Genomic DNA, 19,925 nt, shown 5'->3' with positions numbered 1-19,925 from the left:
ACTCTCACCTCTTCAGCATCCCCTTTATCTCCGCCACCGACGGCGCCCTCCCCACGACGACGGCCTCGCCGTCGATGAAGAGGGCGGGGGTCATCATGACCCCTCGGTTCATGATCTCGCTGAGGCTCTCGACCTTCACGACCTCCGCCTCGACCCCGGACTCAGCCACCGCCTTCTCGACGTTCTTTGCAAGAGACTTGCACTTGGCGCATCCGGTTCCCAGAACCTCTATCTTCACCATCTCTTCTCACCTCTCAAACTCAGAGCTCTCGAGTGAGCCCATGTACCTGATCGTATTTATTCCCCCAAGACCTCGATCGCCAGAACGTTTCTGAAGAACCTGGTGGAGCCGGACCGCTCGGCGAGGATGTTAAGACCATAGACCCCCGGCTCCAGCCCCTCCGAGCTCCAGATCCCGACGTAATTTTCATCGGACCCGGCAAGGAGTTCCGCCCTCCCCACCTCCTCTCCGTCGGCCTCGACGATCATGGCGGTGACCTTCAGAGGGTTCTTTGCCGCTGCTGCCCCGCCTGCGGAAGGCAGGCCGGAGGAGGCGCCGCTGGAGGGTCCTCCTATGCGGACTGTCCCGCCGGCGGAGTCGAGGTTGGCGAAGGACTGGGGCGACCCAAAGCCGCAAGGAACGCAGGATACGGAAGCCGTCCGGCCGAGCTGGACGGGGCGGGCGGCCGCAGCCTCAGGATCGGAGAATGCGGCTGCTAGCCAGACCGCTTCGCTCGCCCTGACGGGGTTTGGCTCCGCCGTAGCCTCGATTAGCTCCACCTCCAGGGCGGGGTGGCTCTCCAGCCAGTCCCTCCAGGAGTAGAGGACGGCGTCGTATCCGGTCATCTCCAGGGCAAACCAGGTGACGGCCGCCTGGATCCCGGTGTTGGTATAGACCGCTACAGGACGATTAGTCCGCAGATCCCGGAAGATCTCCTTCAGCTCCTCAGGGCTCTTGATATCGTCGCCGTCGAGGACCGAGTCGAGGGGTATGTTGACGGCCCCGGGTATCGATGCGGGGGCCGCCGCCTCGGCGGATCGGGCGTCGACGATCTGGTAGATCCCGCTCTTGACGTAATTGTAGTTGGCGTAAAGGTCGGCCTTGACCTGGGGGGCGTAGACCGTCGCCGGCCTCGTCGCCGGATAGTCGGCGACAGAAAGGCCTGCGGCCTTCCAGTCCTCGACGTCGCCGTCGAGGATCCTCACCTGGTCGTGGCCGAGGTACTTGAAGAGCCAGTATGTGAAGGTCGCCGGGACGGGGCCGGTCCCGCAGGGGAGGCACTCGCCGTATATGACCACCGAGTCATCCCAGGATATCCCAGCTCTCCCCAGGATCCCGGATATCTCCGATACTGGCCTGATCCGTCCGTCTTTCGTGATGAACTCCTCGTAGTTGACGCTTATCGCCCCCTCGATGTACTCGTCGGCGTCGGGGCTGATGTCCAGGATCAGGTTGTCCTCCAAGACCGCGGATATGGGGAGGAGAAAGACGCCGATCCCGTCCCTATCTGGATTTGCGGAGGCGGGATTGATCGCCGGGCCGTTTGATGCAGGGTTATTTGATGCAGGGTCGTTCGATGCCGGATTGTTCGATGCTGGGTTGTTCGATGCTGGGTTGTTCGATGCAGGGTCGTTCGATGCCGGATTGTTCGATGCTGGGTTGTTCCATGCCGGATTGTTGGATCCGGTGGGCTGAGCCAGCCCGGTGGGGCCGGACGATCCCCTGATGGAGACAACCTGAGAGTCGTAGTCCTTGGAGTAGTCGATGCAGAAGTCGCAATCCGCCGCGCCGCCGATGGCCAGGAGTGGAAAGAAGCCGCCCAGAGCCAAAAGAACTATGATGAGGGCCGACAACCCCCTGAAACCCCTTATCTGCTTCAGGCCGGGGATCTGCCCGAAAGTCGTCTTCAAAGGCTTCGCCCTTTCAGCTGGCCCCCCCATGAATGGGTCCGACGGATAAGCCTCTCTAGTGATCTTTTTGCCGTCATCTTTCATATCATAACACCTTGTTTTCGAAACATAACAGTTCTGGTTAAGAGATATCAATCCCATCTGATCAGAAAATCACAGTATCTGCCACCATATCAGGGGGGCGAGCCCCGCCAGGGTGAGGCCGGTGACGAGCCGGATGGCCACCCTGTGGTCGTGCCTGAACCTGTCGACCTGGTCGGGGGACATCCCCAGGGCTATCACCATCCCGAGGATAAGGACCGGGAGGACGACCCCCAGGTTGTAGAAGAGGAGGTATACCGTACCCGAGGACGCGTAACCCTGGGACTGGATGATCCCAATGATGGCGATGTAGACCGCTCCGACGCAGGGAGCCTTGACGAGGGAGAAGAGGGCACCTATGAGGAAGTAGGAGAAGATGCTGTAGCTCTCCAGGGACTTTTTGAAGTACCCCAGCGCCCACTCCGCCTTGAAGAGGGAGATACCACCCCGGTGAAGCCTCCTCGCGTCCTCGATCTGGGTGGCTCCCAGGACCAGGAGTATGATGGTCAAAGCAAGTCGGAAGCTCGCCTCGAAGCTGGGGATCGAGAAGAGCCTGAATAGCCCCAGGCCGAAGAGGTAGTACATGACGAAGATCCCCAGGCAGAAGAACCCCACCATCACCGCCAGATCCCGTTTCCTTCCGGATCGCGAGAGGGTCATGCTGGCCAGAAATACCAGGACCGCCAAAAGACAGGGGTTGAAGCCGGCGATGAGCCCCGCCGCCAGGACCGCCGCCGCCGACGAGACCGAGACGCCGTCGAGGAAGATAATCTCGTGATCCCCATCGCTGGCGGCTGGGAGGAGAGCCACCCTCCCCTCCAGAGCGGCCCTGATCATCCCTTCGAGCTTCTTCTCGTCGCCGTCGTAGTCTCGGTAGCCGATGACGGTCCCGTCGATGATGATCGAGGGCATATCCTTGGCGTTCGTCTCCCTTATGATCCGGCGCCCCTCTTCGCTGTAGAAGATCTCCTCTCTGATGTTGAATCCGTCGTAATCTGATGCGACGCTCTTGACGACCCTATCTGCGGCGGCGCACTTGGTGCACCCCGGCGATGTTATGATGACGATCTCGGTGGTGGCAGCGGCAAAGCTCGCCGTCATCAAGATGAGGGATAAGATCAGGGCGAGGAGGAGACCATATCGCCGCCTTTGGGGGTTCGTTTTATACATCATAACCTGCCGTTGCCGATAAAATTAGAGATGGCGGGGGGATAAAGGGAGGGTTATGATCCCGCCATCGCCGTACCATCTTGACTATTCGAGCTTCCTCTGGGCAATGCCGTCCTCAGGCGATGTACTCGATAACCGCCGTCTCGTCAACGGATCCCTCCATGGAGGCAAATCCGATGGAGGCGTCGCCTTCAGCCACCAGGACCACAGAAAAGGGGCAGCCCTCGCTGCACTCTTCGGCCGCTTTCTTTACGAGGTCCGTGGCGTCCCAGGTCGCCCATCCCGTCTCCTGGATATCCAGGGTGGCGAGGGGCTCGTCGTCGTACCGGGGCATATCCCTCCAGGTCTCCGTCTCCAGGACCGCCATATCATAGAAGTAGAGGGTCACCTCTCCCGGCCTCTCGACGTCGGTGACGCGGGCCCGAAACTCCCCGGACTCTATCTCCATGGGGAGCTTCACCATCTCGCTGTAGACGAGAAAGGCTATCCTGACGGGATCGCCGTCTTCGGAGGTAACCCAGAGGGTCTCCGCGTCGGCGAAGGTCTCGTCGTCTTCATAGGCGTCCATGTACGTGTCCACCACCAGCGCCGGAGAGAAGGTCTCCGCCGCCGCGATGCCTGCCAGCAAGACGATGAGTGCCGCTGACAGCGGCCCTGCAGATCCAAAGCTTTTCCGTTCCATTTTTCCCACTCCAGACGGTATTCTCTGACTATTTTTTGTGCAAAGTTCATGTAATTTAATCATGACGCCACCATCCCGTATATCATCCCCATCAGGGTCGAGAGGAGGACCACGAGGGTGATGTAAACGGCCGCCCTCTTCGATCCTATGATCCTCCAGATGACGATCATATTCGGAAGGCTCATGGAGGGGCCTGCCAGGAGGAGGGCGAGGGCGGGGCCTGGGGCCATAGCCCCGGTGGAGTAGCCGAACATCGTCCCGACGATGGGGACCTCCAGGAGGGTCGGCATGTAGAGGAGGGCGCCTATCATCGAGGCGACGAAGCAGGCGGCAAAGTCGCTCTCGCCGAAGACCATTCTTATCAGTTCCACGGGGAGGTAGTAGCCTATGATCCCGGCGACGAAGGTCCCCACCAGGAGGAGGGGGAAGATCCTCTTGGTGAGCCACCACGTCTCCCCGAAGAAGGAAGCTTTCTCTCCATCGGTGAAGTATCTCATCAGCAGCCATGCCGAGGCGAGGACCAGGATCCCGACTATTACGGCCTTGGGCAGGATGGCGAGCCCCGATGTGGCGGCGAGGAGGACGGCGACGAGGACTCCGACGAAGAGGGGAGGGATGTAGCCGGGCCTCTCATCCACGCCCTCCGATTCGGGGATGGCGCAGGCCTGCGCCGCCGCCCTTTCCGCCACCCTCTCGCCCCTCTCGAAGACGGCGGCCATGACCAGGCCTATGATGACAGCCATGGATACGGCGGCTGCTATACGGGCAGCCCCCAGCTCCAGCCCCAGGACCCGGGCCGTCAGGACGACGGCGAGGAGGTTGATGGCGGGGCCGGCGAATAAGAACGCCGTGGCGGGACCGATCCCGGCCCCACGCCGGTGGATCCCCGCGAACATGGGGAGGATGGTGCAGCTGCAGACGGCAAGAATGGTGCCGGAGGTGGAGGCGACGGAGTAGCAGAGCCACTTGGGGGCGTCTCTTCCGAAGTACTTCAGCACCGCCTCCCTCTGCAGGAGCGCTGCTATAGCCCCGGCGATGAAGAAGGCGGGGATGAGACATGTGAGGACGTGGGCCGAGAGGTACTCCATCAGGGCTTCAAACCCCGCCGCCAGGGCGGGGAGGACGATCTCCAGATTCAACTGATCACTTCTCCTGCTGCATTTCTGACCGGTATTTATCGATCTTCGTAAACCTTTCCGTCCTTTCCGCCATCAGATCATCCGACGGAGCTCGTCAGCGCCTCTTCGGCCTTCTTCAGCTCGTTTATCTCGTCGAGGGCGATGGCGTCCACCACTCTCAACAGGTCGAAGAGCCTGGGGCTTTTGATCCGATAAAGGGTCCGCTTCCCGTCGATCCGCCTCTCCAGGACCCCCGCCTCATGGAGGATGGAAAGGTGCTTTGAGATGGTGGACTGGGCCCGCCCAAAGGCGGGGACGATCTCGCAGACGCACCGCTCCTCGCCTCCCAGAAACTCCACGATCTCGAGCCTGGTGGGGTCGGAGAGGGCGGAGAGGATCCTCGCACGCCAACCGGTGGCAGATCTTCTCATGCTATCAGAAGAGAGGGTCGGAGAAGTTGTATATATACATATCGCCATGAGACGATTTGTTATCCGTCTTGGAGGATGGCGCATAGACCGTTGAGCGATCGTTCATCCCGGTGGCCAGATCCCGCCGGTCGATCATCGGAAGCTCAGCACCCCTTCGAGGTGACGATAGGCTATCTTAAACCCCGTCTCCAGGGACTTCAGGGGGTTCCAGCCCCGGACCCCACCGCTGGCGGTGGGGTGCCCCTCCTCATAGGAGATCCCCGACTCCCCGAAGACCTCGTCGGCGATGTTTGCTGAGAGCGCCGCCGCAGCGAGGGCGAGGACGCAGCAGAAGACGAGGGCGGCGACCCTTCCCATATTGACCATATTTCCCATATTGACCATATCTTCGTGTGACTGCTCCCTACCATCCCTGATAGAACGGCGGATATAGCCCTTTCAATGATGGATTTCCTTCTTGTGCCCACCTCATTTAAATAAGAGCCGTTGGGAATATAAAGATAAGGAGGTGATAGTCCCATGTGTACCGTTGGAGGCGGACCTGAGATCGGCGACGTTGAATCCCTGGCATCGAAGGGCTACATCTGCCAGGAGTGCGGAAACAAGTTCAAGGGCATGGGCAGAAAGCCCCGATGTCCTTCCTGCCAGTCGAGGAACGTAAAGGCTGCTGAGTGATGAGAAGATGAATATCCCCCTGGAAGACGACGAGATCGCCTTCCTCTCAGGACGGACCGGGACCCTGGCCGTTGTCAGGACCCTGGGCCACTTTTTTTATCTCGAGACCGACGCCGAGGAGATCGTTCTCTTCACCGAGGACGACGACCTCCTCGTAGCCTCCACCTTCGAGGTGGGGGATAAGGCTAAGCGCGGTCTAAAATGCACCCTCTTCATGATAAGAGAGATGGCGTCGCCCCTGATAGTCCTGAGGAAGGGCCATCCCGCCTCCCCGAGGCTGAAGACCGTCGTCTCGGTGGGGGAGAAGACGAGGATAAGCTGCACCGTCCAGGCCGGGACCCACCCGGAGCAGGAGATCCTCTGCGGCACCTGCGACCTCGACGGGGTCTTGGTCCTCTCGTCCCCCGGAGGGGCAGAGGTTAAAAACTTCGCGGGCGTAGTGGTGACGGAGAAGTTTTTGTGAGGTGATGAGGGTAACATGTCAGAGGAGATCAGCGAGGGGTCCATCGTCAGGTACGCTGGGACCGGAACGGTGGGGACGGTCAAGGTCCTCAAGACCGAAGATGACGGCGAAAGGTGGGCTCTCCTCGATTCGACGGGGCTCTACTATCACCTGAGCAGGTTACAGCCGATCGATAAGCTCCCCGAGAGGAGGGAGATCGGAGCCCGGAGCCTGAAGGAGATGGAGGAGAGGATGAAGGCCGAAGAGGAGAGGATGAGATCGGTGAAGATGGAAGATGAGAGCGTCGAAAGTGGCGGATGAGATCGGGGTCGTAGTCCACGGTCCCGAGGTGGTAGACTGCGGGTTCGCCGAGAGGGCGATAGACCGTCTCTCGGACCTGGGAGTCGTCACCGCCGTCCTGGGAGGGACGATGGGGAGGGTCGCGGTCATCGACGGAGGGCTGGAAGATAAGATCGACATCTCGAGGAGAGAGATGCCGAGCCGATCGGTAAAAAGGCTCGAGCCGGAATCCGACTTCGTCATCCTTCTCAACTATGCCAAGACTGAAGAGACGGCTCTGGCCTTCGGCGCGATGGTGGCGGAGAGGTCGAAGCCCAGAAAGCCCCTGGTCCTCGCCGACTGTGGGGGCGGGTTCGTTGCACCCCTGCCGATGGGGGGGCCCCTCTCGGAGGAGACGTCGAGGGTCGCCGAGAGGGTCGGACGGGCCCTGGGACTGGAGGTGGCAGACCCCCCCTGTTCTTCTTCAAGGATGAAGTCCGTGGGGAGGATCGTCAGAAGGTGGATCCTTGGGGCCGTCCCCGGGGAGAACGTATCCATCAACGGTACCGTCATCGGAAGAGCCCTCAAAGATACGGTGGAGCTGGCGGCAATAGAAGGGAAGATCGTGGAGGTCCACGGTGCGGAGGTGAAGGCCCACGGCCTTGAGAAGATCCCCACCGTCGACCTGGAGACGGCTATCCTGAGGACCGGAGAGATAAGGAGGACCGAGAAGGTTCCACGGACGGTCCGCCGCCGGGGGCGCGACGCAGCGCTGATAGATCACGCGGCGGAGGAGGCGTTCGAGAGGGCCCAGGGGGCGATGGTGGCGGTGACCGTCGGCGACGACACCACCGCCATCGCCGGAGAGGTTCTGGCGAGGCTGGGAGCGCCCCTCGTCGGGATCGTCGACGGAGACCTCGATCGCCTCTGCGCCAGGACAGCCGTCCCAAAAGGGAGCGTCGTCATTACGGTTTCGCCAGGCACCGACGACGCGGTAGGCCGAAGGGCCAGAGAGGAGATCTTCGGAGGAGGAGACCGGATCTCGATGGAGGGACTCTGCGTCGATGATCTCGTCGATATGGTGAAGAGGGTCGCCGGCGAAGACCTCGTATCTATGCGGCGGTTCTGAAGGGGCGCCAGGAAGGAGGCGAGGCTGTCCCCTCATCCTCGGTTGCGCTTCACACCGACCTTTTGATCATCATGACGGCGGGGTCCGATCTATAGCCCTCGCTTCCGGCATGGTCTTTTATCGCCGCCTCCAACTCCTTCATGATGTCATGGGCCGACCTCTCTTTGTTGCTTTTTACAAGAGAGATCAGGTTCTCCGTCCCGAACCTCTCCTTATCCCCATCCTCCAGCTCGATGAGGCCGTCGTTGTAGATGACCAGAACGTCCCCCGGATCTATCATCCAGCCTTCGGTATCCAGGTCGATCTGATCGAGTGCCCCCATGGATATGGCGCCGCCCACCAGGGTGTCCACAAAACCGTCAGAGCTGACGACGAAGGGCGGGATGTGGCCAGCGTTGGCGTAGTTCATCGAGTGGTTGGAGAGGTCTAGCATCCCACAGAAACAGGAGACCATCATACCGCCTCTGACGTTGTCGACGAGCTGGAGGTTAGTCTCCCTGAGAGCTTTTGCCGGATCGCCGAACTTGCGGAGAGCTGCCCTGATGAGGCTTCTGGTGAGGGCCGCCACCAAGGCGGCGGATAGACCTCTCCCCGATACCTCGGCCATCACAACGACCGCCTTCGACCCTTCCATCTCCAATAAATCGTAGAAGTGACAGCATCCACCGCCCTCCGCGATGGAGAGCCTGGCCACCTCATACCCCTCCACCTGGGACGCCCTCTCCGGCTGAAGGAACCGCTCGACATCCTGGCGGACCTCCCTCTCCTTCTCCGACCAGCCCGCATCAAAGGACCTCTTCTCCGCGATGGCGATCATATCTCTCATATCATAGGTCATCCGATCGAAGGCCTCTGCGAGGTCTCTCATCTTCCCCGAGCCGTCTCCTCCGATCCTCGAATTGAAGTCTCCTCTGCCGACCCTCTCAAGCCCCCCGGCTACGGCATTTACGATCGGTCCGACGGCGCTCCTGCCAGCCCTGAATCCCACCAGCCCCGCCAGGAGGGCGATGATGGCCGCCGCCACCGCCAGAGGCAGGGTCGGCGCGATCCCGGCAGCATCTCCCTCGCCGTCGATGGGAACTGCGGCGGCGATCATCCTCTCTCGGCGGCTCTCTTGGAAGGCCTCTCCTGTCTCCAGGGCCAGGATCTCGGAGTGGCCTCCGATCCGACCGAAGAGCTCGTCGTACTGGGAAGCCTTGGCAAAAGCCAGCTCCCGGTCGCCGGAGGCGAGACCGAGGGACCAGCCGACGGCGGGGATGGGGACGTAGGATATCCTGACGCTCCCCTTCCCCAGACGGAGGAAGGCGGAGCCACCTTCTCCCCGGACCATGGCCTCAGCCAACCCGGCTAGCTGAGGATTTTTTGAGTCCAGAAGGCTTCCAGGGGCCAGGATCTCCTCCCAGAGAAAACCATCGGGCTCCTGGGGGCGCATCACCACCACCCCCTGGCCGTCCAGGATGAAGGGATAACCGGAGGATATGTTGGTTAGGTCTGATTCCATCTTCGCTAGGGATACGTCCATCCCCACCACACCCATCAGGTTCCCCTCCACCGATATGGGTGTCGCGCAGGTTATGGCCAGCATCCCGGAGCTCTGGTCCAGGTAGGGCCTCGTCCAGATCGTATCCTCCCTTCTCATCGCCTCCAGGTACCACGGCCGTTCACGGTAGTCGAAGGGGGCGATCAGCCGGAGGTCTTCTGTGATGTCGGGCCATAAGACTAAAACCCCATCGGAGGTTCCGATATAACCCAGATCGACGACCTCCTCTTCCTGGACTATAATCCTCAAGATCCTGGCGGGCCCGAGCAACGATCGGAGGGTCTCTTCGCCCCCTTCGGAGACGTTCTCCCACCCAAAGGGGGCTATCCAGATCCCTGCCACCTGGGCCTCCGCCAGACCCTCCAGGCCATTGCCTCCGTTTTCACCCGATACGGCGTCTTTATCCCCCGCCGCCTCCTGGATGGAGACGGCACCGACGGAGCCCAGGAGGAGCGTCGCCAGAAAAGCCAGCAACGCTAACCTGGAGCCCAGCCCTTTGTAAGATGGAATATTGGCCATTTTTCTTGGATATCCAGTTGGCCCGGCTCCCCATGGAACCGCGGCCGAGTCGATGGTCGAGTTCTTCCCCACTTTCCCGCGGCGCATCTGGTGCCTTTCGGCCTGACCGCCTGGGAGGTGTTGGTCTTCAAAGGCTGTGACTACTCCCCGCCCTGAAGGGTGGGGCTTCTAGCTTTTGGCAGAGACTGTAGCCCCAGTCTCAGAATGTTTATCGCCGCATTCTCGTCACGGTCCATGACCAGCCCGCATTGAGGACATTCATGGACCCGATCCGATAGCAACTTCGGCACTTTAAGACCGCACCTGGAACATAGCTGACTTGTGTTCCGAGGATCTACTAGAACCACCATCGAACCGGCGCTCTCAGCCTTGTACGATGTGGTTATCACTAGCATCCTCCAGGCAGCGTCTGATATGCTCTTAGCCAGGCAGTGGTTCTTAAGCATGTTCGTGATACTCAGATCCTCGAAAGCAATCAGCCCGAACCTTTCGACCAGGTTGTGACTGACCTGATGAGCAAAATCGTATCTGCGGTTGGCTATCCGCTCATGGGTCCGCGAGACGACTTTGAGAGCTTTCCTCCTCTCAGGAGTTTCCTTCTCATATTTGGATAGTCGTCTTTGAGCTTTGGCCAACGCCTTCTCCTCAGATCTAAAGAACCGGGGGTTATCGATCTTCTCTCCGTTGGATAGCGTAGCGAAACTCTCCAGCCCCACATCGATGCCCGCCATCAACCCATCTTTCCAGGGAGGCTTCGGAGGATCGTCGATCTCCACTGAGAAGCAGGCAAACCATTTTCCGGTCGAAGATCTCCGAACGGTTAACCTCTTGATCTTGCCTTCGATGGGTCGATGGAGCTTGATCTTGATATCTCCGATCTTGGAGAGGCACAGCTTCCCGAAAGACAGTTTGAATCCCAGCTGTGGATAGGTGAACGAATCGTACCATCCTTTCCCCTTGAACCTGGGATACCCTGGGGTCTCTCCTGCTTTGACCCTCCGGAAGAACGCTTTGAAGGCCAGATCTACCCGTTCTTGGACGTTCTGGAGGGTCTGAGAGAATACCTCCTTTTAGTTCTGGTTTGTTTTTCTTCCACTCTGGCAGCAAGTTGTGAGTCTCATACTTAGATATGGATTTGCCTTCTTGTTCGAAAGAGTTTTTTCGATATGCCAAAGTCTCGTTATAGGTCCATCTACACAGCTCCAAGGTCTGTTCCATCTTAGACCGCTGTGCTTTTGTCGGATAGATCCTATATTTGAAGGCTTTAAGCATTATACTCACTTATGCTGTTATGGTATTTAAAGATTCATAGCTTAAGGCGGGGTACGATTCATTCCCGGCCTAAAGACCGGGGTTTTCTCTACCCCTGCACCCCGCTTCTATAAGAAGGCTCTCGAAGGGTCGATACGCCCTCGGACCCGTCCCCCCCATTTCGGCGGAGGCGACGGCCCTTCTGCTCGGAAACTACTTATTAGTAAGGGGTCTGACTAGGTCCCGTGGACGGCTCATACGACTTTCTGGCGGAATTGAGGCGGCTATTGGGGGTCTACAGGCTCTTTGAGCGGTCTATGTCTCTGCTCAACGGCGGGATAATCGCAGTCCTCTTCTACATAGCCGCACTTTTTTTGGGGATCCCCGCCTTCTTCAGGTTTTACTGGCAGGACTCATCCTTTGCTTGGGCTCCTGCGGCGGTCTCCCTAATCCTGGGGCTATTGGGAGCAAAGCTCCTCGCTCGATGGTCGGACTACGACCTCTTCGCCCATCTGGAGGGGAGCCTCTCGGAGAAGACCAAAGCCGCCTACGACAACCGCCACTCCGACTCGGTGGTGATGCAGAGCCTCGCCGCAGACGTCAAGGGGAGACTCTCGAAGGTCGGGGCCAAAGATCTTATAAACAACCGGCGGCTGAACTTCGGCGATAGAAGCTTCCCGACCTTCCAGGCGAAGGCCGGGGCCCTCGTCCTCCTCATCGCCTTCACCGCGATCTTCAGCCAGAGCCAGGCAGGAGATGAGATCACGCCCCACCCCTTCAAACCTCTCGCCGACCTCAGGGACCGGGCGGCAGGCCTCTTCGGGGAAGAGGAGATCCCGGAGGGAGGACGGACGGGGACGGGGATCTCCGGAGAGATCTACGGCAAGCCGTCTCTGGCGGTCCTGGAGGAGGTGAACCTGGAGCTGATCTTATACCCTGGGTCAGCGGCGGGGTTCAGGTCCAGGCAGACGGATCCCATGGACCGGCTCTTCACCGTCTCCGAGCCCGGAGAGGGGGTGGCGGTGGCCACCGAGCTGTACATCGAGAGCCTCCCACCCCAGCACCGAGAGATCATCAAGAGATATTTCGAGAACCTGGCGACGATCTGATTAATCCGTGGGGATGACGGAGAAAAAAAGAGCTGTAGATCTCACCGAGGAGAGACAGATGAGAGAAGATCTGATCAACATTTATAAGGAGGCCCCGGCCATCTTCGAGACGATCAGGGGCGAGATCGGCAAAGTGGTGGTGGGGCAGAAGTCGGTGGTGGAACAGATTCTGGTGGGGATCCTCGCAGGGGGGCACATCCTCCTGGAGAGCAACCCCGGCCTCGGAAAGACCCTCCTCGTCAAGACGATAGCCAACACCACCGGCCTTGACTTCAGCAGGATCCAGTGCACTCCGGACCTGATGCCCGCGGATATAACGGGGACGACCCTCATCGAGGAGGTGGAGGGGAGCAAGGTCTTCAGGTTCGAGGAAGGTCCGATCTTCGCCAACATCGTCCTCGCAGACGAGATAAACAGGGCCTCCCCCAGGACCCAGAGCGCCATGCTGGAGGCGATGCAGGAGAAGCAGGTCACCGTAGGAAAGAACACATACAAGCTCGAAGAGCCCTTCTTCGTCCTCGCCACCCAAAACCCCATCGAGATGGAGGGAACCTTCCCCCTTCCTGAGGCCCAGCTCGACCGGTTCCTCCTGAAGGTCTTCATCGACTACCCGACCACCGAGGAGGAGAGGGAGATCATGGAGAGATACACCGGCCACGCCGAGCCGCGGGTGGAGAGGGTGATAACCCGAAGGGAGCTACTATCCCTCCAGCAGCTCACTAGGGACGTTCCCATCTCCGACGACCTCAAGACGGCGGCGATAAAGGCCGTCGTCTCCACCAGGAGCTGGGAGGGGGTCGAGTACGGCGCAAGCCCCCGGGCGTCGATAGGCCTCATCCTCGCCTCCAAGGCCCGGGCGCTCCTCAGGGGCAGAGACTACGTCGATAGAGATGATCTGGTGGCCATGGCATATCCGATCCTCAGGCACAGGATAATCCTCTCCTTCGACTCTGAGAGGAGGGGCGTCACCTGCGACCAGGTCATATCCGATCTGCTGAAGTCGATCTGAGGCCAGAGGATGGATACCGAGTTTCTCGCAGAGCTGGAGAGGTTCACCCTCCTCGTGCGAAAGAGGGTATCGACCTCCTTCACCGGGGCCAGAAGGTCGGTGAAGGTGGGGCGGGGGATAAGCCCCGTCGGCTACCGGGAGTACCGGAAGGGGGACGATTTCAAGTTCGTCGACTGGAAGGTCTACGGCAGGACTGAGAAGCTATACGTCCGGGAGCACGAGGAGGAGAGGAGCCTCGCCGTCCACCTCCTTCTCGACGCCAGCTCCAGCATGTCATTTGGGGAGAAGTTCGCCTTCGGCGCTAAGGTCGCGGTGGGGTTTGCGTACATGGCGATAAAGGAGAACGAGAAGTTCTCCATATCCAAGTTCGCAGAGATGTTGGAGCCGGGGGAGACGAAGGGGGGGAGGAGGAACCTCTTTCTATCCATGGAGGAGCTGGACAGGACCGCACCTTCGGGGGGAACGAACTTTCGCAGGATGGTAGAGCAGTTCGACCTCTCGATCAGGTCGACGAGCCTGGTGGTGGTCGTCTCCGACTTCCTCGACGACGTCGAGGGGGTCGTCGCCGGGATCTACAAGCTATCGGCCCATGACCTGATCCTGATCCAGATCCTGGACCCTGCAGAGGCAGCCCTCGACTTCGAGGGGGATCTGCGGTTCATCGACATGGAGTCGAAGGAGGCGGTGATGACGAGGGTGACGCCATCGGTGAGAGAGGAGTACGCCGCGAAGATGGAGGAGCACGACCGTCGGATCCGGGAGGCGTGCGACGCCGTCGGAGCCGACTTCTTCAGCTACACCACCGATAAGCCCATATTCGAGGTATTCAGCGACGTCCACAGGCGGGCTAAGGTCTGGAGGGCGTAATTGATGAAGCTCGGATACGGCGCAGGCTCCATAGATCTCGAGGTCGAAGGAGACGAGATCTACGATCTCCTCCTCCCAAAGGAGATCCCTGGCGTCCCCGACGAGACTGCGGAGATGGAGGGGGCCCTCGACGAGCCGTTGGGCCCGTCCCTCGAGGATTTTGCCGGGGCGAAGAGGGCGGTCATCTTGGCGAGCGACATAACGAGGCCTGCCCCCACCTCCAGGATGATCCCGCCCCTGGTCAGAAGGCTCGAAGAGATGGGAGTATCCGATCTGCTGGTAGTCTTCGGCCTGGGGACCCACAGGAAGATGACCGCCCAGGAGATGGATCGGCTCCTGGGCGGATGCGCCTCCATCCCCCACATCCAGCACGAGATCGACGGGTGCGTCCCCCTGGGCGAGACGGGGCGGGGAACGCCGGTGGAGATCCTGGAGGCTGTCGCCTCATGCGACCTCAAGATCGGGACCGGGAATATCGAGTACCACTACTACGCCGGCTACAGCGGCGGCGCCAAGGCGCTCCTCCCCGGAGTCAGCTCCGAGAGGTCGATAAACAAGAACCACGCCATGATGTCCGACCCTCGGGCGAAGTCGGGGCGCCTCGACGGCCCTGTCCGCCTGGACATGGAGGAGGCGGCAAAAATTGCAGGCCTCGACCTCGTCCTCAACGTCGTCCTCAACAGCAATAAGCAGGTCGTCCGAGCAGTCGCCGGCGACTTAGTCAAGGCCCACCGCGCGGGGGCCAAAGTCGTCGACGAGATGTACCAGAGGGCCGTCAGCCCCGCCGAGATCGTCGTCGCCTGCGCAGGGGGCAGGCCCAAGGACATCAACCTCTTCCAGGCCCAGAAGGCGATGGAGAACGCGAGGGACGCGGTCCTCCCCGGAGGCTCCCTCATCCTCGTCGCTGAGTGCGCCGAGGGGCTAGGCCATCCGGTCTTTGAGCGGTGGGCGAGGGAAGCGAAGTGTGCCGAGGACTGCGTCGAGCGGTTCGGGAGGGAGTACGAGTTCGGGGGGCACAAGGCCGCCCTGATCGCGCGAGAGTCCCTGGAAAAAGACCTCATCCTCGTCTCCTCTCTGGCGCCAGCCCTGGCGGATCTCTGCTTCTTCCGGCATGCAAATAGCCTCGACGAGGCCCTCGCCATGGCCCGGGAGAGGCAGGGAAAAGACGCCAGGACTATCGTGATGCCCTTCGGGGATCTGACCCTGGCGACGCGAGGATAGAGCTATCGACTAGAGGGAAAAATTTTCCTTGGGATTATCTCTACCTTCGAGCCGCTCCTCCAGCTCCGCGAGCTGCACCTCCAGCCTCCGCTGGCCGATGGCATTTGTGAGATCACCCCGGGTCCGATCCAGGAGGGAGCGGGCGACGTCCCCCTTCCGCCGCATCCCCTTGGTGACGGCGTCGGGATAGTCGAAAGACATCAACAGGTGGTAGATCTCCTCCATCGCCGCGAGGTGGACCTCCCCCTCCTGGGGCCTGCCGAGGCGGATCAGGTCGAGGATGTGCCTCCTCAGCTCCCCGACGGCATCGCCGAGACCGGCCAGGTAGCTGGTCATCTCGACCCCCACCTCCTGAGGATGGGGGATCCTCTCCTCAGTGATGAGAGAGAATACGATCCTCGCCTCGGCGTACTCCTGCTCCGCTCCGTCGACGAGGCCGGAGTAGCGGACGTCGGGATGCTCTTTTAGGATGTCCAGGATCGCGGCGAGAGAAATCCTCGCCTCCCCGGCGAGGTCGAGGGCACGGTCCAGCTCCCCCCGGTGGATCGATCTGATGGCGGCGCCGGACCGTCGGACGACAGCCCTCGTCAGGGCGAGGGCCTCCTCCCGGGCGCGGTCCTTCGCCTCGAAGGTGACGGATATCTCCTCTGCCAGCTCGTCGATGGACGTCATCGAGATCCCTCCAGGAAGGCCTTCAGGTTCCTCATGGACTGGGCGCCCTGGACTAGGGTCCGCGCCTCGGTTACGAACCTGCCTTCGTACCCTTCGAGGGCTTCGGCCACCTTCCGCCAGTTGACGTTGCCGCCCTTGACGGGGAGGTGCTCGTCTCTAGCCCCCTTGTTGTCGTGGATGTGGACGTGGATCATCTCATCTCTCAGGGCGAAGAACTCCTCGACGTTCCCATTGGTGTTGGCGTGGCCGACGTCGAAGACGAACCCCAGGTTATCTCTGCCGACGTTCTCGATCATCCCTTTGATCTCCTCGGGGGTCCTCCCCAGCATCGACTCGATGCTCAGCATATTCTCGACGGCGATCCTCATGCCGAATTCAGCGGCATGGTCGCATATGATGGAGAGGCCCAGGATGTTCTGCTCCCAGGCGCGGTCCGGCATCTGTTTTCCCAGGGGAGATAGGTAGCCGGGATGGACGACGGCTAGGCCGCAGAACTCGGAGGCGAGGCTGATGCACTCCTTCATCTGCCGGAGGGTCTCCTCCCAGATCGGCTGGTTCATGCTGGCGAGGTTGAGGTCGGAGTAGGGGAGGTGGACGGTGATGACGAGGTCGGTCGTCTCTACGATCTCCTTGGCCAGGGGGAGGGTATCGGCCGAGAGCCTCTGCCTGCCTTCGTTGACGATCTCCCAGCCGGAATAACCGAGCTCTTCCAGCTGATACGCCCAATCGAAGGGCCGATCGACGAGGGCGCTGGACGAGAAGCTAAACATGATCCTCCAGGTCGATCTCCTTTATGGGCCTTCCGTCAACGGTCTGGGGGGCGAGCCAGTCGACGAGGAGCTGCGGCCCCCGGATCTCGACGTGGATCGAGCCGAGGGGCTCCTCTTCGGGGGGGAAGCTTATCCTTCCGGCGGAGGCGGCCTGCTTGCTCAGCCTGAACTGGAAGGCTTCACCGACCCTTCCGCGGAGGATCACAGCCCTGGCTGTGTCCAGGATCCTCTCCTCCCTCAGAAGGCGGTGAAAGGTCGAGAGCGCGTCTATCCCCCCCCGCCCCTCTATCCTCTCATCGGTCCCTTCCAGGACTATTCCAGCAAAGAGCTTCTCGATGGCTCTTGCCACCTTTTCGGGGCTTTCGGAGGGCATCACCACCGCGGTCACTGATAGCTCCATCATAACTCGCCTCATACGCTGCTCGTCTTGAACCGCAGGATAGCGGCGATACCACCGAAGGCCCGATAGAGCTGGGCCCCCTCCTCGAACTCGGTGGATATGATCTTGACGTCGCTTCCGCTCTCCTCCGCCATCCGTGAGATGTCGGCTATGATGTCCACCTCTTCGGAGATCTCAAGCTGTGACCCGCACTTTGGACAGTTTTCGGGGGGCGGGCTGGTGGGCGACCTCGTCACATCCTCGGAAAAGTCGCATCCAGGGTTGGCGCACCCTATCTTGGCCCTGGTCTTCCGGAGGTCCTCGGAGAGGAGGAGGGTGTCCACCGCCCCCATGATCAGGTTCTCCCGAACCTCCTTCTCCCCGTAAGAGGCGAGCCCCTTGTCGCTGACCAGCTCCTTCATGAACCTCCTCATGAGGAGCTTCTCCTGGGTCAGCTCCAGGTCCAGGAGCCTCTCCTGGGCTGCATCCACCAGCTCGTAGAGCCCCGACTCGTCGGTGTAGGTGACGTCGAGGGCCTCCAGCACCTTCTGCTGGAGCTCGTGGTGGAGAAACTCGCCGTCTACGAACTCCTCCTTCGTCGGAGACGGCCCTCCGATGAGGATCCCCTCCAGGTCGTTTCTGTCGATGGGGAGGAACGCCTCGGTGGCGCTATCTCCGATCCTTTTATAGAAGTCGTGGATCGCGATCAACCTCAGCTGCTGAAACCTCCGGCTGCTCTGGCCTCCCTTCCTCTGCTTTCCCGGGACCGAGGAGGTGAGATGCTTCAATGCCTCCACCTGCTTTCCCTTCAAAACCCCGATCGTCGCCTCCCTCCTGTCGAGGACGATCAGGCCGAAGGTCTTCTTATCGGCGAGCATATCCTCCAGGGGGGTGAGGAGGAAGGAGGAGTCGCAGTGGTATCTGTAGGTGACTATCGGCTCCGGAGGCTCCAGGGCCCTGCTATACATGTCGGTCTTGTTCCCGCCGACGTCGACGGCCCCCACGAAGATGACGACGCCGTTGGCGGGAGGCTTCGGGATGAGCCGCAGCCTCGCCATCACCGACTCGAGGGCGCTCTGGACGTTGGTGCGGGTGAGCTTCGACTTGATGTTGGAGGCCTGGCCGTGCTCGTCCCGGAGCTGAGATGTGACGTCCGAGATCTGCTTGTCGGGAGGTATGTAGAGGGAGATCAGCTCCGTGCCTCTGCCGCTCTTGCTCCTCAGGTCTTCCAGCAGCCGTTTGAACTCGTACTTCTCTTGGGCGGTAAATTCCATCTGATATCTCCTCAAAAGGGCCCGCGTTGGGGAGGCGTCATCGATATGCAGCCGCCGTCGCATGGCGGCCGTTTCAAAACCAAGAGGTGTACGCCCCATATGTAGGTTTCGCCATAGAGGGGCTGCGTATGAACCCCAAACCCTCTAATTCTCGCAAACGGCCAGGAGAAGCCCTTTAACCTCGGAATATCCTCTAACGAACATGGAAAGGAAGATCGCGGTGATGGGGGGGACTGGGATTGAGATCGAAGGCGAAGCCCTATCCATCGATACGCACTACGGGATGGTGACGCCGAGGCTCACGAGACTGGGAGGTGTTGACGTCCTCTTCATCCCTCGCCACGGAGAGGGCCATCTGCCCCCCCACCGGGTGAACTATAGAGCCCTCCTCATGGCCGCGAAGATGTGGGGCGCATCCCGGGTGATATCCACCAACACCGTGGGGACGATGTCGTGGCACCCCGTCGGAAGCTTCGTTCTGCCCAGAGACTTCGTGGAGTTCACCGGGTCGCGCCCCTCCACCTTCTTCGAGGAGGAGGCGGTTCACGTCGATCTTACCGTCCCCTACTGCCCAGAGGTGATAAGTGCCATCGAAGCGGGCGCCAAGGCTGCAGGAGCTGAAGTCTACGAGGGGATCTACGTCTGCACCGAGGGCCCCCACCTGGAGAGCCCCGCTCAGATCAGGATGCTCCGGCGGTTCGGCGACGTCGTAGGGATGACGGGGTACCCCGAGGTCGCCCTCGCCCGGGAGCTGGAGATCTGTTACGCCTCGATATGCACCGTCACTAACCCTGCCGCCGGAATGAGAAGAGACGCCATGTCCGCGGGGGAGATCACAGGCGAGATGGCGAAATCCGCGGATCTCTTGAGAGAGATCATAGAGGGCGCGGCGTCGAAGATGCCGGAGGAGAGGAGCTGCCGGTGCGGATCAGCCCTCGCGGAGGCGAGGCTCTGATCGGGGAGGGGGTCAAGGGGAAAAAGATAGAAAGGGAGGAGGGAGATCTCCGCCTCAGAGGACCGTCAAGGTGGTGCTAGCCTGGCCGGTCGCACCGGCGTCGTCGGTGACCGTCAGGACGACGACGTATCTGCCTCGGCTCATCTCAGAAGGCGGCTTCGAAAAAGACCTCTCGGTGGAGAGGGTCCCGTCCAGGGACGAAGACCACCGGTATGAATAGGGCTTCTTTCCGCCCGTCGCCTCCCCGACGAAGTTCACGCCCTCGCCACCGGAGAGGACTGAACCCGTAGCAGGAGCCGCAATCGACACCGCGATCTCAGAGAAGGATCCTTCCGCTGGGCCCTCCGAACCCACCTCGCCGTTATCCGAACAGCCAGCAGCAAAGCAGGCGAGAGTGCAGACGAATAGGGTGATCGCTCTTCTGTTCATGCTCCTCCTTCA

Annotated in this window: 22 protein-coding genes and 1 pseudogene; 9 read left to right on the top strand and 14 right to left on the bottom strand. The window is 60.7% G+C overall.

Annotated elements, in window-relative coordinates:
* Positions 1–4 precede the first annotated feature (4 nt).
* The 7 genes from P0O24_RS05660 to P0O24_RS05630 form a co-directional block, all read right to left on the bottom strand.
* Positions 5–238: a thioredoxin family protein gene (locus P0O24_RS05660; protein ID WP_394356714.1), complete on the bottom strand. Its 234-nt coding sequence runs from the start codon at positions 236–238 to the stop codon at positions 5–7.
* A gap of 59 nt (positions 239–297) precedes the next feature.
* Positions 298–1,911, bottom strand: a complete 1,614-nt coding sequence (locus P0O24_RS05655) for a sulfurtransferase (protein WP_316968768.1) — start codon at positions 1,909–1,911, stop codon at positions 298–300.
* Positions 1,912–2,064: 153 nt separating this feature from the next.
* Positions 2,065–3,165 carry a cytochrome c biogenesis CcdA family protein gene (locus tag P0O24_RS05650; RefSeq protein WP_316968767.1) on the bottom strand — a complete coding sequence of 367 codons (1,101 nt, stop codon included), beginning with the start codon at positions 3,163–3,165 and terminating at the stop codon, positions 2,065–2,067.
* 112 nt (positions 3,166–3,277) lie between these two features.
* Positions 3,278–3,844: a CBM96 family carbohydrate-binding protein gene (locus P0O24_RS05645; RefSeq protein WP_316968766.1), complete on the bottom strand. Its 567-nt coding sequence runs from the start codon at positions 3,842–3,844 to the stop codon at positions 3,278–3,280.
* Positions 3,845–3,903: 59 nt separating this feature from the next.
* Positions 3,904–4,932, bottom strand: a complete 1,029-nt coding sequence (locus P0O24_RS05640) for a permease (protein ID WP_394356713.1) — start codon at positions 4,930–4,932, stop codon at positions 3,904–3,906.
* A 128-nt stretch (positions 4,933–5,060) separates the two neighbouring features.
* A complete protein-coding gene (locus tag P0O24_RS05635) occupies positions 5,061–5,393 on the bottom strand; it encodes an ArsR/SmtB family transcription factor (RefSeq protein ID WP_316968764.1) in 333 nt (110 codons plus the stop codon).
* Positions 5,394–5,525: 132 nt separating this feature from the next.
* Complete coding sequence (locus P0O24_RS05630) at positions 5,526–5,768, bottom strand: hypothetical protein (protein WP_316968763.1); 243 nt, start codon at positions 5,766–5,768, stop codon at positions 5,526–5,528.
* A 144-nt stretch (positions 5,769–5,912) separates the two neighbouring features.
* On the opposite strand from P0O24_RS05630, the gene P0O24_RS05625 reads away from it, so the two are divergent.
* From P0O24_RS05625 to P0O24_RS05610, 4 genes are read left to right on the top strand one after another with little or no spacing between them, the layout of a single operon-like run.
* On the top strand, positions 5,913–6,068 hold the full coding sequence (locus tag P0O24_RS05625) for a hypothetical protein (protein WP_316968762.1): 156 nt from the start codon (positions 5,913–5,915) through the stop codon (positions 6,066–6,068).
* A gap of 7 nt (positions 6,069–6,075) precedes the next feature.
* A complete protein-coding gene (locus P0O24_RS05620; protein ID WP_316968761.1) occupies positions 6,076–6,531 on the top strand; it encodes a hypothetical protein in 456 nt (151 codons plus the stop codon).
* A gap of 15 nt (positions 6,532–6,546) precedes the next feature.
* Positions 6,547–6,831, top strand: a complete 285-nt coding sequence (locus P0O24_RS05615; protein WP_316968760.1) for a DUF2098 domain-containing protein — start codon at positions 6,547–6,549, stop codon at positions 6,829–6,831.
* Positions 6,806–7,918 (top strand): DUF2117 domain-containing protein, encoded by a 1,113-nt coding sequence (locus tag P0O24_RS05610; protein WP_316968759.1) that lies wholly within the window; start codon positions 6,806–6,808, stop codon positions 7,916–7,918. Before P0O24_RS05615 ends, P0O24_RS05610 begins: the two co-directional genes overlap by 26 nt.
* A gap of 49 nt (positions 7,919–7,967) precedes the next feature.
* Here the strand turns inward: P0O24_RS05610 and P0O24_RS05605 are convergent, their stop codons facing one another.
* A complete protein-coding gene (locus P0O24_RS05605) occupies positions 7,968–9,932 on the bottom strand; it encodes a SpoIIE family protein phosphatase (protein ID WP_316968758.1) in 1,965 nt (654 codons plus the stop codon).
* Between the two features lie 185 nt (positions 9,933–10,117).
* Positions 10,118–11,249 (bottom strand): annotated as a pseudogene (locus tag P0O24_RS05600) (RNA-guided endonuclease InsQ/TnpB family protein).
* A 224-nt stretch (positions 11,250–11,473) separates the two neighbouring features.
* Between P0O24_RS05600 and P0O24_RS05595 the strand changes: the two are divergent.
* From P0O24_RS05595 to larA, 4 genes are read left to right on the top strand one after another with little or no spacing between them, the layout of a single operon-like run.
* Positions 11,474–12,337 (top strand): hypothetical protein, encoded by an 864-nt coding sequence (locus P0O24_RS05595; RefSeq protein WP_316968757.1) that lies wholly within the window; start codon positions 11,474–11,476, stop codon positions 12,335–12,337.
* A 58-nt stretch (positions 12,338–12,395) separates the two neighbouring features.
* Entirely contained in the window at positions 12,396–13,346 is a 951-nt protein-coding gene (locus tag P0O24_RS05590; RefSeq protein WP_316968756.1) for an AAA family ATPase, read from the top strand.
* A gap of 9 nt (positions 13,347–13,355) precedes the next feature.
* Positions 13,356–14,213, top strand: a complete 858-nt coding sequence (locus P0O24_RS05585) for a DUF58 domain-containing protein (RefSeq protein ID WP_316968755.1) — start codon at positions 13,356–13,358, stop codon at positions 14,211–14,213.
* Between the two features lie 3 nt (positions 14,214–14,216).
* Positions 14,217–15,434, top strand: a complete 1,218-nt coding sequence (larA, locus tag P0O24_RS05580) for a nickel-dependent lactate racemase (protein WP_316968754.1) — start codon at positions 14,217–14,219, stop codon at positions 15,432–15,434.
* A gap of 9 nt (positions 15,435–15,443) precedes the next feature.
* On the opposite strand, the gene P0O24_RS05575 is transcribed toward larA, so the two are convergent.
* From P0O24_RS05575 to prf1, 4 genes are read right to left on the bottom strand one after another with little or no spacing between them, the layout of a single operon-like run.
* Positions 15,444–16,106, bottom strand: coding sequence for a translin family protein (locus P0O24_RS05575; RefSeq protein WP_316968753.1), 663 nt, complete (start codon positions 16,104–16,106; stop codon positions 15,444–15,446).
* Positions 16,103–16,876, bottom strand: a complete 774-nt coding sequence (locus tag P0O24_RS05570; protein WP_316968752.1) for a sugar phosphate isomerase/epimerase family protein — start codon at positions 16,874–16,876, stop codon at positions 16,103–16,105. The genes P0O24_RS05575 and P0O24_RS05570 overlap by 4 nt, the downstream gene beginning before the upstream one ends.
* Complete coding sequence (locus P0O24_RS05565; protein WP_316968751.1) at positions 16,869–17,279, bottom strand: RNA-binding domain-containing protein; 411 nt, start codon at positions 17,277–17,279, stop codon at positions 16,869–16,871. The genes P0O24_RS05570 and P0O24_RS05565 overlap by 8 nt, the downstream gene beginning before the upstream one ends.
* Before the next feature lie 8 nt (positions 17,280–17,287).
* Positions 17,288–18,529 carry a peptide chain release factor aRF-1 gene (gene prf1, locus P0O24_RS05560; protein ID WP_316968750.1) on the bottom strand — a complete coding sequence of 414 codons (1,242 nt, stop codon included), beginning with the start codon at positions 18,527–18,529 and terminating at the stop codon, positions 17,288–17,290.
* A 202-nt stretch (positions 18,530–18,731) separates the two neighbouring features.
* On the opposite strand from prf1, the gene P0O24_RS05555 reads away from it, so the two are divergent.
* Positions 18,732–19,484 (top strand): MTAP family purine nucleoside phosphorylase, encoded by a 753-nt coding sequence (locus P0O24_RS05555; protein ID WP_316968749.1) that lies wholly within the window; start codon positions 18,732–18,734, stop codon positions 19,482–19,484.
* Positions 19,485–19,538: 54 nt separating this feature from the next.
* Here P0O24_RS05555 and P0O24_RS05550 read toward each other — a convergent pair whose 3' ends face one another.
* Positions 19,539–19,913 (bottom strand): PKD domain-containing protein, encoded by a 375-nt coding sequence (locus P0O24_RS05550; protein ID WP_316968748.1) that lies wholly within the window; start codon positions 19,911–19,913, stop codon positions 19,539–19,541.
* Positions 19,914–19,925 lie beyond the last annotated feature (12 nt).

It is taken from the genome of Candidatus Methanocrinis alkalitolerans (assembly GCF_029167205.1).
Classification (GTDB): domain Archaea; phylum Halobacteriota; class Methanosarcinia; order Methanotrichales; family Methanotrichaceae; genus Methanocrinis; species Methanocrinis alkalitolerans.
The sequence above is the reverse complement of the archived record's forward strand: the minus strand, read 5'-3'. Positions and strand labels throughout refer to the sequence as shown.

Bases quoted from the DNA above. Each gene is read 5' to 3' on its own strand.
- P0O24_RS05640 (WP_394356713.1), bottom strand. From the start codon at position 4,932: ATGGAGTACCTCTCGGCCCACGTCCTCACATGTCTCATCCCCGCCTTC.
- P0O24_RS05555 (WP_316968749.1), top strand. From the start codon at position 18,732: ATGGAAAGGAAGATCGCGGTGATGGGGGGGACTGGGATTGAGATCGAA.
- P0O24_RS05630 (WP_316968763.1), bottom strand. From the start codon at position 5,768: ATGGGAAATATGGTCAATATGGGAAGGGTCGCCGCCCTCGTCTTCTGC.
- prf1 (WP_316968750.1), bottom strand. From the start codon at position 18,529: ATGGAATTTACCGCCCAAGAGAAGTACGAGTTCAAACGGCTGCTGGAA.
- P0O24_RS05650 (WP_316968767.1), bottom strand. From the start codon at position 3,165: ATGATGTATAAAACGAACCCCCAAAGGCGGCGATATGGTCTCCTCCTC.
- P0O24_RS05590 (WP_316968756.1), top strand. From the start codon at position 12,396: ATGAGAGAAGATCTGATCAACATTTATAAGGAGGCCCCGGCCATCTTC.
- P0O24_RS05570 (WP_316968752.1), bottom strand. From the start codon at position 16,876: ATGTTTAGCTTCTCGTCCAGCGCCCTCGTCGATCGGCCCTTCGATTGG.
- P0O24_RS05565 (WP_316968751.1), bottom strand. From the start codon at position 17,279: ATGATGGAGCTATCAGTGACCGCGGTGGTGATGCCCTCCGAAAGCCCC.
- P0O24_RS05575 (WP_316968753.1), bottom strand. From the start codon at position 16,106: ATGACGTCCATCGACGAGCTGGCAGAGGAGATATCCGTCACCTTCGAG.
- P0O24_RS05645 (WP_316968766.1), bottom strand. From the start codon at position 3,844: ATGGAACGGAAAAGCTTTGGATCTGCAGGGCCGCTGTCAGCGGCACTC.
- P0O24_RS05610 (WP_316968759.1), top strand. From the start codon at position 6,806: ATGAGAGCGTCGAAAGTGGCGGATGAGATCGGGGTCGTAGTCCACGGT.
- P0O24_RS05550 (WP_316968748.1), bottom strand. From the start codon at position 19,913: ATGAACAGAAGAGCGATCACCCTATTCGTCTGCACTCTCGCCTGCTTT.
- P0O24_RS05635 (WP_316968764.1), bottom strand. From the start codon at position 5,393: ATGAGAAGATCTGCCACCGGTTGGCGTGCGAGGATCCTCTCCGCCCTC.
- P0O24_RS05585 (WP_316968755.1), top strand. From the start codon at position 13,356: ATGGATACCGAGTTTCTCGCAGAGCTGGAGAGGTTCACCCTCCTCGTG.
- P0O24_RS05620 (WP_316968761.1), top strand. From the start codon at position 6,076: ATGAATATCCCCCTGGAAGACGACGAGATCGCCTTCCTCTCAGGACGG.
- P0O24_RS05615 (WP_316968760.1), top strand. From the start codon at position 6,547: ATGTCAGAGGAGATCAGCGAGGGGTCCATCGTCAGGTACGCTGGGACC.
- larA (WP_316968754.1), top strand. From the start codon at position 14,217: ATGAAGCTCGGATACGGCGCAGGCTCCATAGATCTCGAGGTCGAAGGA.
- P0O24_RS05625 (WP_316968762.1), top strand. From the start codon at position 5,913: ATGTGTACCGTTGGAGGCGGACCTGAGATCGGCGACGTTGAATCCCTG.